This window comes from Actinomadura sp. ATCC 39365, assembly GCF_054392275.1.
Genome location: NZ_CP184335.1, coordinates 10,329,977 through 10,343,630, shown reverse-complemented (window position 1 = coordinate 10,343,630; position 13,654 = coordinate 10,329,977). Strand labels below are relative to the sequence as shown.

The 13,654-nt window shown below is 71.6% G+C and carries 16 protein-coding genes and 2 pseudogenes; 7 read left to right on the top strand and 11 right to left on the bottom strand.

What is annotated here, in order from left to right:
• Window positions 1-5: 5 nt before the first annotated feature.
• Window positions 6-656: pseudogene (locus ACNF49_RS49405) on the bottom strand (response regulator transcription factor); the annotation flags it as partial.
• 112 nt (window positions 657-768) lie between these two features.
• Between ACNF49_RS49405 and ACNF49_RS49400 the strand changes: the two are divergent.
• Complete coding sequence (locus ACNF49_RS49400) at window positions 769-1,086, top strand: hypothetical protein (RefSeq protein WP_482942002.1); 318 nt, start codon at window positions 769-771, stop codon at window positions 1,084-1,086.
• Between the two features lie 75 nt (window positions 1,087-1,161).
• Entirely contained in the window at window positions 1,162-1,923 is a 762-nt protein-coding gene (locus tag ACNF49_RS49395; RefSeq protein ID WP_482942001.1) for an SDR family NAD(P)-dependent oxidoreductase, read from the top strand.
• A gap of 20 nt (window positions 1,924-1,943) precedes the next feature.
• On the opposite strand, the gene ACNF49_RS49390 is transcribed toward ACNF49_RS49395, so the two are convergent.
• On the bottom strand, window positions 1,944-2,387 hold the full coding sequence (locus ACNF49_RS49390) for a CAP domain-containing protein (protein WP_482942000.1): 444 nt from the start codon (window positions 2,385-2,387) through the stop codon (window positions 1,944-1,946).
• 208 nt (window positions 2,388-2,595) lie between these two features.
• On the opposite strand from ACNF49_RS49390, the pseudogene ACNF49_RS49385 reads away from it, so the two are divergent.
• Window positions 2,596-2,853 (top strand): annotated as a pseudogene (locus ACNF49_RS49385) (alpha/beta fold hydrolase); the annotation flags it as partial.
• 76 nt (window positions 2,854-2,929) lie between these two features.
• Window positions 2,930-3,316 (top strand): alpha/beta fold hydrolase, encoded by a 387-nt coding sequence (locus ACNF49_RS49380; RefSeq protein ID WP_482941999.1) that lies wholly within the window; start codon window positions 2,930-2,932, stop codon window positions 3,314-3,316.
• On the opposite strand, the gene ACNF49_RS49375 is transcribed toward ACNF49_RS49380, so the two are convergent.
• The 3 genes from ACNF49_RS49375 to mce form a co-directional block, all read right to left on the bottom strand.
• On the bottom strand, window positions 3,276-4,397 hold the full coding sequence (locus tag ACNF49_RS49375) for an AI-2E family transporter (protein WP_482941998.1): 1,122 nt from the start codon (window positions 4,395-4,397) through the stop codon (window positions 3,276-3,278). The two genes, ACNF49_RS49380 and ACNF49_RS49375, sit on opposite strands and share 41 nt — an antisense overlap.
• A gap of 125 nt (window positions 4,398-4,522) precedes the next feature.
• On the bottom strand, window positions 4,523-5,812 hold the full coding sequence (locus ACNF49_RS49370; protein WP_357971079.1) for a DivIVA domain-containing protein: 1,290 nt from the start codon (window positions 5,810-5,812) through the stop codon (window positions 4,523-4,525).
• Between the two features lie 191 nt (window positions 5,813-6,003).
• Window positions 6,004-6,426, bottom strand: coding sequence for a methylmalonyl-CoA epimerase (gene mce, locus ACNF49_RS49365; RefSeq protein ID WP_357971080.1), 423 nt, complete (start codon window positions 6,424-6,426; stop codon window positions 6,004-6,006).
• Between the two features lie 86 nt (window positions 6,427-6,512).
• Between mce and ACNF49_RS49360 the strand changes: the two genes are divergently transcribed.
• Window positions 6,513-7,694, top strand: a complete 1,182-nt coding sequence (locus tag ACNF49_RS49360) for an acetyl-CoA C-acetyltransferase (RefSeq protein WP_357971081.1) — start codon at window positions 6,513-6,515, stop codon at window positions 7,692-7,694.
• 81 nt (window positions 7,695-7,775) lie between these two features.
• Here ACNF49_RS49360 and ACNF49_RS49355 read toward each other — a convergent pair whose 3' ends face one another.
• From ACNF49_RS49355 to ACNF49_RS49330, 6 genes are all read right to left on the bottom strand, one after another.
• Window positions 7,776-8,060 carry a hypothetical protein gene (locus ACNF49_RS49355; RefSeq protein WP_357971082.1) on the bottom strand — a complete coding sequence of 95 codons (285 nt, stop codon included), beginning with the start codon at window positions 8,058-8,060 and terminating at the stop codon, window positions 7,776-7,778.
• The gene (locus ACNF49_RS49350; RefSeq protein WP_482941997.1) at window positions 8,053-8,661 is read right to left on the bottom strand and encodes an RNA polymerase sigma factor; all 609 of its coding nucleotides are present in this window, start codon (window positions 8,659-8,661) and stop codon (window positions 8,053-8,055) included. Before ACNF49_RS49350 ends, ACNF49_RS49355 begins: the two co-directional genes overlap by 8 nt.
• A 145-nt stretch (window positions 8,662-8,806) precedes the next feature.
• Complete coding sequence (locus ACNF49_RS49345; RefSeq protein ID WP_357971084.1) at window positions 8,807-9,265, bottom strand: hypothetical protein; 459 nt, start codon at window positions 9,263-9,265, stop codon at window positions 8,807-8,809.
• A gap of 233 nt (window positions 9,266-9,498) precedes the next feature.
• The gene (locus ACNF49_RS49340) at window positions 9,499-9,651 is read right to left on the bottom strand and encodes a hypothetical protein (protein WP_189648914.1); all 153 of its coding nucleotides are present in this window, start codon (window positions 9,649-9,651) and stop codon (window positions 9,499-9,501) included.
• Window positions 9,652-9,880: 229 nt separating this feature from the next.
• Entirely contained in the window at window positions 9,881-10,552 is a 672-nt protein-coding gene (locus tag ACNF49_RS49335; protein ID WP_357971085.1) for a DUF4230 domain-containing protein, read from the bottom strand.
• Window positions 10,553-10,611: 59 nt separating this feature from the next.
• Window positions 10,612-11,943 carry a hypothetical protein gene (locus tag ACNF49_RS49330; protein WP_357971086.1) on the bottom strand — a complete coding sequence of 444 codons (1,332 nt, stop codon included), beginning with the start codon at window positions 11,941-11,943 and terminating at the stop codon, window positions 10,612-10,614.
• Window positions 11,944-12,172: 229 nt separating this feature from the next.
• On the opposite strand from ACNF49_RS49330, the gene ACNF49_RS49325 reads away from it, so the two are divergent.
• Complete coding sequence (locus ACNF49_RS49325; protein ID WP_357971087.1) at window positions 12,173-12,724, top strand: MarR family winged helix-turn-helix transcriptional regulator; 552 nt, start codon at window positions 12,173-12,175, stop codon at window positions 12,722-12,724.
• Window positions 12,708-13,646, top strand: a complete 939-nt coding sequence (locus tag ACNF49_RS49320; protein WP_357971088.1) for a tetratricopeptide repeat protein — start codon at window positions 12,708-12,710, stop codon at window positions 13,644-13,646. Before ACNF49_RS49325 ends, ACNF49_RS49320 begins: the two co-directional genes overlap by 17 nt.
• Window positions 13,647-13,654: the final 8 nt, after the last annotated feature.

Sequence of the window (13,654 nt, the reverse complement as noted above, 5' to 3'; positions counted from 1 at the left end):
CCGGCCATCCGGTACCCGGCCTGCGGCACGGTCTCGATCAGCGGCGGGTCGCCGAGCTTGCGGCGCAACCGGCTGACCGTGACCTTCACGGTCTGGGTGAACGGGTCGGCGAACTCGTCCCATCCGCGTTCGAGCAGCTGCTCGGCCGAGACCACCGCGCCGCCCGCCGACAGCAGCAGCTCCAGCACCGCGAACTCCTTCGGGCTGAGCGCCAGCCGGCGCCCGTCGCGGGTGGCCACCCGGGTGGCCGGGTCGAGCCGCAGCCCGCCGTGGACCAGCACCGCGGGCAGCGCCGGACGCGCCCGCCTGGCCAGCGCCCGGATCCTGGCCACCAGCTCGGCGAACGCGAACGGCTTGGGCAAATAGTCGTCGGCCCCGATGCCCAGCCCGCTCACCCGGTCGTCGATGGTCCCGGCGGCGGTGAGCATCAGCACGCGTGCCGGATGGCCGCCGGCGGCCAGGCTCCGGCACACGTCGTCGCCGTGCAGGCCGGGCAGGTCGCGGTCGAGCACGACCACGTCGTAGTCGTTGACGGACGTGCGTTCCAGCCCGGCGTGCCCGTCCAGCGCCACGTCGACGGCCATGCCCTCGCGGCGCAGGCCGGCGGCCACGGTGTGGGCGAGCTCCTCGTGGTCTTCGACGATCAGCACCCTCATGGTCCGCCCAGCATGCCCAGAGCGGGGTTACAGCGGGGTAACCGCCGTCGTTCCCGGGCGGTAACCGAGGGTGGGGTTCGCTGTGAGCGTCGGACGAAACGGAGGAGTCATCATGAAGGGTTCGACCATCAGGCGGGTGGTCCTGGCCGCCCTGGTCTTCGCCGCCGTGGCGGGCGGGGCGGCGGCGTCGTACGGGGAGACCGGGCCGGGCGACGGCGGGAAGGCGTTCACCGCCTGCGTGCGCGCGCACGGGCTGCCGGACTTTCCCGGGGTCACCGTCTCCGAGGACGGGCTGATCAACCTCAGCATCGACGGCGAGCGGGTGGACGCGCTGTCGGAGAGGTACGGGGCGGCGGTCAGGGCGTGCGAGTCGCTGCTGCCCCGCGGGGCGAGACTGCCGGCCGCACCCGCGGCGCCCGTCCTGTCGTGATTTGGGGCGGTACGGGCATGGCGCGGGCCGGGCAAGATTTGTAGAATCTTGTTCGGTTCCGAGCGAGGAGGCACTGTGGGCGCGTTCGACCTGTCCGGCAGGACGGCTCTGGTCACCGGGGCGTCGAAGGGCATCGGGCGGGCCATCGCGCTCGCCTACGCCGCGGCGGGCGCCGACGTCGCCCTGGTCAGCAGGTCGGCCGAGACCCTCGCCGAGGTGGCCAAGGAGGTCCAGGCGCTCGGCAGGCGGGTCGTCGTGATCCCGGCCGACCTCACCGACCGCGCGGCCGCCGCAGCGGCCGTCGCCGCCTCCATCGACGGGCTCGGGCACCTCGACGTCGTCGTGAACAACGCCGGCGGCTCGAACTTCCTGGTCGAGTTCAAGGACCTGCGCCTGTCCGGCTGGGACAAGCTGATGCGGCTCAACCTCGACTCCGCCATGGCCGTCTGCCATGCCGTCGCGCCCCACCTGCTGGGCCGCGGCTCCGGTTCGGTGATCAACGTGGCCTCGGTGGCGGCGCGCGGCGCACCGCTGCTCGCCCCGTACGCCGCCGCCAAGGCCGGGCTGGTGGCCCTGACCAAGACGCTGGCGGCCGAGTGGGCGCCCGCGGGCGTCCGGGTCAACGCCCTGTGCCCCGGCTGGACGGCCACCGACCTCAACCGCAACCTGTGGGAGGACGAGACCGCCGCCGCGGCCACGGTCGCCGGCGTGCCCATGCGGCGCTGGGGCACGCCGGAGGAGATGGCCCAGCCGGCCGTGTTCCTGGCGGGGCAGGCGTCGGCGTACATGACCGGGCAGGTGCTGTTCGTCGACGGCGGGGCCACCGCGATCGGCTGAGCCCTCGTGTGCCGGGGGCCTCAGACGGCCCCGGGCTCGCCCGGCGGCTCGAACACGAGGACGACGTACGTCTCGAAGGACCGGCTGCCGTTGCCCGCCACGCGGCCGGCGCCCATCCTGGTGGTGCCCGCCCGGACGAGCCGGCCGAAGTCGCCGGTGACCTCCGGCCGGCCGTGGCCGCCCGCCCGGTCGTGCCAGGCGGCGACGGCGTCCCCGGCGGTGGCGTCCCCGGCGTGCCAGAAGAGGCTCTCGCCGGTGCCCGCGCGCAGGCCGTCGTGCCCGGCGCTCAGGCCCTCGTGCTCGGAGCGTGAGGCGGCCCTGGACCTGGCGTACTCGACCAGCAGCGGGTCCATCGTGAGCGGGGGCGCGTGGTGCTTGGCCCGGTGGGCGTTGACCTCGTTCAACGCCTCCTGCAGGAAGGCGTTGTTGGTGGCGTCGGGGAGGGCGGGACGGGTTCCGGCCATCGCTATCACCTCGCCAGGATTGTGCGTGCTGGAACCACCGCAGGGCAATGTCCGGAAGCGGTCGGGCTTATCGCGGTATACCGGCATAGGTCAATAAGTGAATGTCTACGTGAACCGGGCTACCGTGTGGTCCGTGCAGCTCTACACGAGATCGGCCGGGAGCGGACTCCCGGTTGTGCTGCTTCACGCGTTCCCGCTGTCGTCGGCGATGTGGCTGGCCCAGCGCGAAGGGCTGTCGACGGTCTGCCGGGTCATCACCCCCGACCTGCGCGGGTTCGGCGGCTCCCGGCTGGGCGACGACGAGCCCTCCCTCGATCTGATGGCCGACGACGTCGCCAGGCTGCTCGACGACGAGGGCATCGACCGGGCGGTGGTCGGCGGGTTGTCGATGGGCGGCTACGTGACCATGGCGTTCTGCCGCCGGCATCCCGACCGGGTGCTGGGCGTGGTCCTGGCCGACACCAAGGCCGCCCCCGACCAGCCCGCCGCCAGGGACAACAGGGAACGCATCGCGCGCGCCGTGCTGGAGGAGGGGGAGCGAGGTGCTGGTCAGCGAGGTGCTGCCGGCGCTCATCGGGCCCACGACCAAGGAACGCAGGGCCATGGTCTTCGGCCGGGTCAAGGGCCTGGTGCAGTCGGCCCCGCCGGGGGCGGTGGCCTGGGCGCAACGGGCCATGGCCGCGCGTCCCGACTCCTTCGGCACGCTGGGCGGGCTCAAGGTGCCCCTGCTGATCGTCGTGGGGGAGGAGGACGAGCTGTCACCTCCCGCCGACGCCGAGGCCATGGCGCGGGCCGCGCCCGAGGGCAGGCTGGAGGTCATCCCCAAGGCCGGTCACCTGAGCGCGGTGGAGCAGCCGGAGGCGTTCAACGCGACGGTGGCCGAGTTCCTCAGGACCGAGCTTGGCGGGGCAGCACGATCTCCCGGATGATCAGCGCGATGGCGGCGGCCACCGGGATCGCCAGCAACGCACCCACGATGCCGAGCAGGGCGCCGCCGAACAGCGCGGCGATCACCGTCACGGCGGGCGTCACGTCCACCGAGCGCTTCATCACCCTGGGGTAGATGAAGTAGTTCTCGACCTGCTGGTAGACCACGAAGAAGATGGCGCAGGCGATGCCGGCCGGCAACGACTGCAGCAGCGCGACCCCGGTGACGAGCACCGCCCCGATCGTGGCGCCCACCAGCGGGATCAGGTCGGTCAGGGCCACGACGAGGGCGAGCGCGAGCGCGTACTGCACCCCGGCGATCGACAGGAAGATCCAGGTCAGCACGCCCGCGATGACCGAGATGAGCACGTTGCCCGCGACGTAGCCGCCGATGCCGGTGAGGATCTGCTCGGTGATGGCCGACGTGCGCGGCCGGCGCGAGGCCGGGACGAGCTTGAGCAGGTACTCCTTGATCGTGTGCAGCGAGCCGAGGAAGTACAGCATGAGCACCAGCAGCGTCACCGTGGTGAACACGCCGTTGAGCACCACCAGGCCCGCGCCCATGATGCCGCTGGCCAGCGCGGGCCCGAGCGTGCTGGTCACGAACTGGCGCACCTGCGCCAGCACGTGGTACTCGGCCTCGATCTGGCGGACCGTCGGATGGTTGCTCAGGTCGGTGATGTAGCCGGGCACGGCCGCGATGAACTCCGACAACTGCTGGCTGACCGGCGGCACCACGGCCAGGCCGAACAGCGCGAACGCCACGACCACCCCGGTGAACACGATCGAGATCGCCGGCCGCCTGCCCAGGCCGCGCCGCTGCAACGCCTCGACCGCCGGGTTGAGGCCCACGGCCAGGAACATCGCCACGACGATGAGGATGATCGTGCTGAGCGACTTCTCGATCATCTGGGCGAGCGCGATGGCGGTCAGCACGCCCAGCCCGCCCACCAGCCCGAACAGGAACGGCCCGCGGGCGAACGGCTTGCCCGGCAGCCCGTACGGCGCCGCCTCCTCGGCGGGCCCGGACTCCTGCGGCGCCTCGGCCTCCTCGGCGGTCCTGGGCTCGGTTTCTGCGGACACGGCGGGCTCCTAGGGGGGACGGGAGGTGTCGGTGAAACAGAAAGAGAGCCTAGCGACCCAAGGTCACCAGACTCTCTTCCCAGCCGTTCGCTGCCCCCGTGTGCGGTCTCCCGTCTAGCCCGCCGTCACTCCTGCCACCACTCCGCGTCGTCCTCGCTCTTGGCCTCGACCTTGGGAGCGGGCGTCGTGGGCGGCGCGACCGGCTCGGCGGCCGGTGCGGCGATGGCCGGCTTGGCCGGGGCCGCGGCGACCGCGGGCTCCGGCTCCAGGCCCGGCAGGGCGGCGCCGCCGAGCAGCTGGCGCAGCTGGGCCAGGTGGCTGGTGATGCTGTCGCGCTGCCTGGTCAGCTCGTCGACCTGGCGCTGCATCGTGGTGCGGGTGCGCTCGGCGTCGTTCTTCGCCTCGGTGACGATCGTCTCGGCGCTGGACTTGGCCTCCGCCATGACCGTCTCGGAGCTCTTGCGCGCGTTCGCGACGAGCTGCTTGGCGTGCAGGTCGGCCTCGCGGCGGGTCTGCTCGGCCTGCTGGGTGGCCTTCGTGGCGCGCGACTCGGCCGTGGCGGCCCGCTGCTCGGCCTCGGCGACCATCTTCTGCGTGTTGGCCTGGGCGGTGGCGTGGCGCTCGGCCTCCTGGCGCTCGGCCTCCTCCCGGCGGGAGGCGAGCTGGATCTCGAACTCCGCCTCGTCCTGGGCCCGCTTGGCCTCCGACTCCTCCAGCACTCGCTGAGCCTGTGCGCGCATCTCGTCGGCCTGCCGCTTGGCGGTGGTCAGCACCTCGTCGCGCTCGCGCTTGGTCGAGGCGCGCAGCTGCGCCACCTCGCGCTCGGTGGTGGTGCGGAGCTTGGCGATCTCACGCTCGGCGTCGGCCCGCTTCTCGGCCACCTCGTGGTCGGCGGTGGCCCGCAGCTTGGCGGCCTCGCGCTCGGTGGTGTTGGTCAGCTCGTCGGCCTCGCGGCGGGCGGTGGAGCGGATCTCCTCGGCGTCCCGCTCGGCGGTGGAGCGCATGTCGTCGCTCTCCCGCGTGGCCTGGGCCCGCTTCTCGGCGGCCTCGGCCTCGGCGGCGGCCCTCAGGTCGGCGGCCTCGACCTTGGCGGCGGCCTTGATCTCGTTGGCCTCGGTCCGGGCGGCCTGCACGAGCTCGGTGGCCTGCTCCTCGGCCAGGCGCAGCAACTGCTCGATGCGGGCGCCGAGACCGGAGTACGTCGGACGCTCCTGCTCCTGCAGCTGACGCTGGGAGTCGGACAGATCGCGCTGCAGGTTGGTGACCTGCTCCCGGGCCTGGCGTAGCTCCAGGTCGAGCTGCTTGAGGTGGTCGTGTACCTGGTGCCGGTCGTAGCCCCTGAGCACGACGTCGAACTCGCGTGCCGGGGCGTCCTCGAAGAAGTTGTTGAGCTGGGCGTCGATGTCGGACTGCATGGAGGCTCGATCCTGGGTTGTCGAGACGGCTACACGGGCCGGACGGGGGGTTCGGGGCAGCCGAGCCAGGAGCCTGTGCCTCGCGGCAGGCTCCCTGTCCGGTGGGAAGCCAGCGTACTCCGCTGGTGCCACCTTCGGGCCCCGTCCAGCTTTCTGCGTGACTAGTTACTTATGAACGATATTTCCGTTTGCTAGCGCGAGGCCGCTTGGACCAACTCGGTGAGCATTCCTCCCACATCTTTGGGGTGCAGGAACGCGATCTGCGACCCCATCGAACCGTGACGCGGACGTTCGTCCAGCACCCTCACGCCCTTCTCGTTGATCTTAGTCATGGCCTCGGCGACGTCGGAAACCCCAAATGCCACATGGTGGACACCTTCGCCCCGTTTGGCGAGGAATTTTCCTACGGGCGAGTCGTCGGAGAGCGGTTCCAGCAGCTGGATGTAGGAGCCCCCGCCTTCGCCGTCGGCGATGTGCAGCATCGCCTCCTTGACGCCCTGCGCCTCGTTGACCTCGCGGGCCACGACGGTCAGCTCGAACGTCTCCGAGAAGAAGGCGATCTTCGCCTCCAGGTCGTGGCAGGCGATCCCGATGTGGTCGATGCGCATGAACATTGTGTGGCCTACCTCCATAGCGGGCGAGCTCCTACTCGTGGGTATGGTGTCAAAGAACCCCTCGTGAGCACAGGAGGCCGCCGCCAATGTCCAGTTCCGTCATCGTCGCCGGAGCTCGTACCCCCATCGGCAAGTTGCTCGGCGCCCTGTCCGGGCTGTCCGGCGTAGAGCTGGGTGGCATCGCCATCAAGGCCGCCCTGGAACGTGCCGGAGTGGCCCCCGAGGCCGTCGAGTACGTGATCATGGGCCAGGTGCTCCAGGCGGGCGCGGGCCAGATCCCCTCCCGCCAGGCCGCGGTCAAGGCCGGCATCCCGATGACCGTGCCCTCGCTGACCGTCAACAAGGTCTGCCTGTCGGGCCTCGACGCCATCGCCCTGGCCGACCAGCTCATCCGCGCCGGCGAGTTCGACATCGTGGTCGCGGGCGGCATGGAGTCCATGACCAACGCTCCCCACCTGCTGCCGGGGCTGCGCAAGGGCGTCAAGTACGGCGGCTCCGACGTCGTCGACTCCATGGCCCACGACGGCCTGTTCTGCGCCTTCGACCAGTGCGCGATGGGCGAGTCGACCGAGCGGCACAACGCCCGGCTCGGCATCGCCCGCGACGAGCAGGACGCCCTGTCGGCCCGCTCCCACCAGCTCGCCGCCGCCGCCACCAAGAACGGCGTCTTCGAGGAGGAGATCGTCCCGGTCGAGATCCCGCAGCGCCGCGGCGAGCCGGTGATCGTCCGGGAGGACGAGGGCATCCGCGGTGACACCACCGCGGAGACGCTGGCCAAGCTGCGCCCGGCCTTCGCCGCCGACGGCACCATCACCGCCGGTTCGGCCTCGCAGATCTCCGACGGCGCGTGCGCCGTGGTGGTCATGTCGAAGGCCAAGGCGGAGGAGCTCGGGCTGCCGTGGCTGGCGGAGATCGGCCGGCACGGCAACGTGGCCGGGCCCGACGCGTCCCTGCAGTCGCAGCCGGCCAACGCCATCAAGCACGCGCTGTCCAAGCAGGGGCTGAGCACGGACGATCTCGACCTGATCGAGATCAACGAGGCCTTCGCCAGCGTGGTCCTGCAGTCGGCCAAGGAGCTCGGCGTGCCGCTGGACAAGGTGAACGTCAACGGCGGCGGCATCGCGCTGGGGCACCCGATCGGGGCCTCGGGGGCGCGGATCGTGCTGACGCTGGCGTACGAGCTGAAGCGGCGGGGCGGCGGCCTGGGGGCGGCCGGGCTGTGCGGCGGGGGCGGGCAGGGCGACGCGCTGATCATCCGCGTGCCCTGACCCGTCCGGGCCCACCCGGTCGCTGTCGTCGGGTGGGCCTGTTCCCCTGCCCCCTGTGCGCGGTCGCCGGTCAGGGCGCGGTCAATGAGCCGCGCCCTTGCCCGTGTGCCGCCCGCCCGCCGGGACCAGCTCGCACACGCCGTCGGTGCACTGACGCTGCATGCGTCCCATCGAGACGAGTTGCACCAGCGCCATCACCCAGCACGCCGGGCACCCGCGCAGGGCGATCGCGCCGGGGACGGCGAGCACCAGGCTGACCGGCCCGGTCCACGGGATCAGCGCGACCGCGGCGATCAGCGCGCCGAAGCCCAGCGCGCCGCGGGCCAGGTGACGGGGCAGTGACGTCCCCGGGGTGGGCTCAGTCATGGAGGGCTCCTTGGGACAGCAGGCCGTGCACGGTCGCACGGGCGCGGTGCAGGCGGGACTTCATCGCGGGGACGCTCAGCCCGAGGGCGTCGGCGACCATGCGGCCGCTGAGCCCCTGGACGTCCCGCATGATGAGCACCCGCCGCTGGTCGGCGGGAAGTGCCGCGATGGCCTCGGCCACCCGCGCGGCCTCCAGCCGTTCGAACATCTCCTCCTCGGCCGACTGCGCGGCGGCCGAGGAGGGCGCGGGCGGTACAGGACGCAGTATCAGGCGGGCCCGCCTGATGCATTCGTTGCGGATGATCCGGAACATCCACGAGGCCAGCGCTCCGGACGCGCGCAGGGTGCCGATCTTGCGGTACAGGACGATCAGCGCCTCCTGGGCGGCGTCCTCGGCGTCCTCCGGCGTGGCGCACAGCGTGTGGGCGAAGCGCCGCACGTGCGGGTGGGCGCCCGACACCAGCGCGGCGATCGAGTCGGCGTCGCCGGCCCGGGCCGCGTTGATCAGCTGCTCGTCCGACCACGCGCGCCCGTCGCCGGGCGGCTCCGGGGCCGCCCGGCCGGGCCCGGCGGGCCCGGCCAGGCGCTGCGGGTCAGCCACGTTCCTTGCTCCTTCGCCGCAGTACGACCACGCACGTGCAGATCAGTACGGCCGCAGCCCCGGCCGCGATGGCAATCACCATGATGGTCTCCCATTGTCTCGTTCCGTTGTACGGACATGAGAGGCACCGACCCCCGAAAAGGATTCAGGAGACGCGGGTGAAGTCGGCCGTCCAGTTCGTCTCCCAGGTCGTCCCGCCGTCGGGGGAGAAGCGCTGCTCCCAGCGGCACGACTCGGCGGTGATGTCCGACCAGACGTAGGCGACCTTGATCGGCCTGCCGTCGTACACGTCGTCGCAGGTGAACAGGCCGACACCGGTGTCGTCGAAGCGGCCCACGACGGGCGGCAGGGACATGCCGGTGGCGCTGCCGGCCCAATAGAGCGCCCACGTGTCGGCCGCCTTGTCATGCAGGCGGAGGGTCACCCCGGCGGAACCCTCGCTGGGGAAGGTGACCTCGTCGATGTTGCCCGCACCGTCCAGGACGCTCCAGCACCTGGTGTGGCCGGTGAACTCGTACCATTCTTCGCTGCCGGCGAGCGCCTTGCGCAGCCGCCGCTGCCGTGAGGTCCAGGTGCCGACGAAGAAGTCGAAGCTGTTGTCCATGCCCGGGACGGTATGCGGCGATCCCTGACATCTTCCGTCAGTGTCCTCGCGCCGTACGAGCCCCCGCGACGTACGGCGCGAACGCGCGACACCCCGGTCCCACCAGGAACGGGACCGGGGTGTCGCTGACGCTGCGCTCGGGCCGGCCAGGAATCCGGCGCCGGACGCGCCCCCCTAAGGGGGCATCTCAGCCCGGCCGCGAGGGAGGCTGCGGCCGGGCTGCTTGTGGGCGGTCATGAAGCCAGGAACTTGGCGAAGACCGAGCGGTGGCGACGCTCGGAACGCTGTCCCTTCAGCGCTTCCCGTACGCGCCGCTGCTCGGCGGCGGCCTGACGGAGTTCGGCGGCGTGGTGCTGCATGACGGAGTACTCGAGTTCGGCGTTCATCCGATGCTCCTGCTGTTCGTGTTCCTTGTTCCCTGCACTCTTAAGACTCCTCCTAAGGCCCCTCCCGCCACATCGGGCGGATGTCCTATCTGCCGGGGTCCGGGCAGGTAGGGAGGTACTTAGGCAGGCGCGCCCAGGGACTAAGGACGCCTCGGCATACCTAGGCGGGAACGCGGACGGACCGCGCCACCCGAGGTGGAGCGGTCCGTGGGCAGGGTAAGGAGGCCCGTCAGGGCTCGTCGGTGAACTTCACGGTCACCTTGGCGAACCCGAGCGACTTGAGCATGCCGGTGAGCATCGACTTGGTGTTGGCGTCGGCCCGCGCCCGCAGGTCGCTGGCCACGGCCGCCTCGGTGATCTTCTTCTCCGCCAGCAGGTAGAGCTCGCGCTGGTCGCCCGGGGAGCCCGACAGGAAGTCCTGGACGCGGTCGAGCAGGCCGCGCTGCTGGGCGAACACGTACGAGCGGCTGTTGTCCAGGTTGGGCTTCTCCAACTGGGCGCGCGGGAGCCGGACGGTGGCCTCGGTGCGCTCCTTGTTCACGGTCACCGCGCCCGCCCCCATGGCCGAGAAGTCGACGTAGGCGTCGACGCCGCCCGCGCCCACGAACAGCGTGCGGGTGCCCTTGACCGCGTCGGGCAGGAAGTTGGCGTCCTTCTCCAGGTCGACGACGACCTGGAAGGTGCCCGTGGCCGCCTCGAACCGGCTGAGGTCCTTGATGGACTGCAGCAGCACCGGCTGGCTGCGGTCGACGGTCTGCTCCCCGAACGGGTTGAGCCAGGTCCAGGCCAGCCGGCCGCCCACCACGAGCAGGACCGCCAGGACGAGGAACCCCGCCGCATATCGCCACCTGCGCCGCCGCCGGGGAGCCAGGTCCGGCGGCGTCGTCTGGGAAGTCGTCATGGGGCATGACTACCCGCTCGTCGATCATCAGTGCCACCCGTAGGGTGACATCTTCGTCCTCAGCCGGTGGTGCGCGGGGTGCCGGGGTCGGGATAGACCGGGTAGACGTGGCTGCTCTCGGGCGTGGCGCCGGTGGGGGGCGTGATGACGGCGGTGGGGGCCGGACCGCCGCCGAAGTGCGTGCTGGACAGGCGGCACGCCTGGAAGTCGCTGTAGAACATGCGCAGCCACTCCCTGCGCTGGTGCTCGTCGAGGCCGGAGAACCAGGACGCGGCGTACTGGTGCTCGGGCAGCGGCCCGCCGGGCAGCGGCTCGCCGCGCAGCCAGGCCATCACGATCTCCCGGTAGCCGTCGGCCGGCGTGCCGGGGCAGCGGGCGGCCAGCGCGTCGATGTACTCGTAGGCCGCCTCCTCGGCGAACCCCGCCGACAGGTCGGGCACGTGGATCGGCGCCAGGCCGTTGGAGGGCTTCAGCGGCTCGTCCAGCGGCCGCTGCTCCACCCGCGTGAACGCGGCCGGCGTGCCGGCCAGGCGCGAGGCGATCTGCGTGAACACCGCGCCCAGCTCGGTCTGCCCGGCCCGCATCCCAGGGTGCAGGCAGACCGTGATCGGCCACTCCTGGCAGGCGTAGGCGATGTCCTCGGCCGCGGCCGGCTTGGGGTGGGCCAGCATCCGCGACACGCCCATGCCCGCCGCCAGCACGGCCAGCAGCGCGCACGCCAGCACCAGGGCCTGCCTGGTCACCAGCGCCGCCCAGCCGAGCAGCAACGCGCAGGTGATGCCGAGCAGCCAGATCGTCTGGTCGAAGAACGGCGCGCCGCCCAGCCCCTGGAACAGGTCGTACGGCTCGCCCGTGCCCGGCACCAGCCGGTCGGCCAGCCCCCGGTCGTCGGCCAGCCAGGAGAAGGCGACGTAGCAGGCCAGTCCCGCGATCGGCGGCGTGAGCGCCTTGGGCACGACCCAGCCGGCCACCCACCCGATCACCGCGTAGAGCGCCAGGCCCGCCATGCCCATGCCCAGGCCGGACAGGCTGAGCCGCCCCGCCTGGTCGGTGAGCACGGTCTTGACCGCCAGCACCAGCACCGTCGCGCCGAACGAGCCCAGCACCACCACCACGATCGCCAGCGGCGCCTTGAGCGCCCGCCAGGTCGTGAGCGACCGCCCGCGCAGGGCGCGCCGCTTGCGCAACGCCACCCAGGCGGCGAAGGCGGCCGCCACCGGCCCGGTCATCCGCAGCGAGCCGATGACAGCGGCCAGGATGTTCTCCCACGCGTCGACGCCGGGTATCAGGACGTTCCACGCCGCGACCAGGCCGAGAGCGAGCAGGACCGCCACTGTCACGGCCGCGCTGTGCTTCAGCTCCTCGCGTGTAACGCCCGAGTGCTCACGCACCCTGTATCCCGTTGATGTTCACCAAGCACCCCCCGTGCCCTCGGCAAAGCGGAAGAATGCCAGCCCAGACCCGTCCCCACGGCAGATGGACTTGGCTTCCGCGTCACCTTACGTGAGAGAACCATAACGGAGCGTGATGATTGACGGTCGGATTCTTGGTCAAGCGGTGAAGCCTGTCGCTCCAGGTAGCCCGACGAAACCGGGACGAGAGGCACGCTACCGTAGCGCTGTGTCCCAGCCGAAGCCGCTCAATCTGCCGTTCGATCCCATCGACCGCGCCGCGGAGAGCTGGCGTGCCCGCTTCGGGCCTTCCTCCGCGATGGCCGCGGTCACCTCGATCATGAGAGCACAGCAGATCCTGCTGTCGCAGCTCGACTCCCTGCTGAAACCCCACGACCTCACCTTCGCCCGCTACGAGGCCCTGGTCCTGCTGACCTTCAGCCACACCGGCTCGCTGCCGCTGTGGAAGATCGGCGAACGGCTCATGGTCCACCCCACCAGCGTCACGAACACGGTGGACAGGCTGGAGAAGTCCGGGTTCGTCTGCCGCCTGCCCAACCCCCGCGACGGCCGCGGCGTGCTCGCCGAGATCACCGCCAAGGGCAGGGAGGTCGTGCGCCGGGCCACCGACGACCTGATGGCCGCCGAGTTCGGCCTCACGATGTACGCCGAGGACGAACTCCGCCAGATCTTCGACCAGCTCCGCACGCTGAGGGTGGCGGCGGGTGACTTCGCGGGCCCGTCCATGCGGCAAGATGAGGAGCATGGCGGACTTCTCTAGGCCCGGGTCGCTCTACGGAGCTGTGGACCTGGGCGCGCGCAAACAGGCACTGGAGGCCCAGGCCCGGCGGGAGGCCGCCGGTCCCCAGGGGGCCACCTCGGCCTCGGTCGTCGACGTGACCGAGGAGACGTTCACGACGGACGTCATCGACCGGTCGATGACCGTGCCGGTGGTGCTCGACCTGTGGTCGCCGCGGGCGCCCGGCAGCGCCCAGCTCAGCCCCGTGCTCGAGAAGGTGATCGGCGACCTGGGCGGCCGGGCCGTGCTGGCCAAGGTCAACGTCGACGCCAGCCCCCAGATCGCGCAGGCGCTGCGGGTGCAGGCCGTGCCGACCGTGCTGGCCATCTTCCAGGGGCAGGCCGTCACCGGCTTCCAGCAGGTGCTGCCCGAGCAGGAGGTGCGCCGCTGGCTCGATGAGCTGATGGGCGCGGTCGAGCAGTTCTATCAGGCCAACCCCGACGCCCGGCCGCCGGCGGCCGAGGAGGGGCCGGAGGCGCCCGCCGGGCCGCCCGCCGACCCCGACCTGGTGGCGGCCGAGCAGGCCATCGACGCCGGCGACCTCGACGCGGCCGAGGCGGCCTACCAGCGCCTGCTGGCCCGCGTCCCCGGCGACGAGGACGCCAAGATGGGCCTGGCGGGCGTCGGCCTGATCAAGCGCACCTCCGCGGCCGACCCGGCCGACGTGCAGCGGCGCCTCCAGGACCCGTCCGACGTCGACGCGCAGCTCCTGGCGGCCGACCTGGAGATGCTCTCCGGCGCGGTCGACGAGGCGTTCGAGCGCGTCGTGGCCGTGGTCAAGCGCACGTCGGGCGACGACCGGGACCGGGCCAGAAAGCACTTGCTCGGACTTTTCGACGCGTTGCCGTCAGACGACCCATCTTTGGCAAAAGCGCGTAGAGCATTGGCGAGTGCCCTGTTCTAACCTGGAGG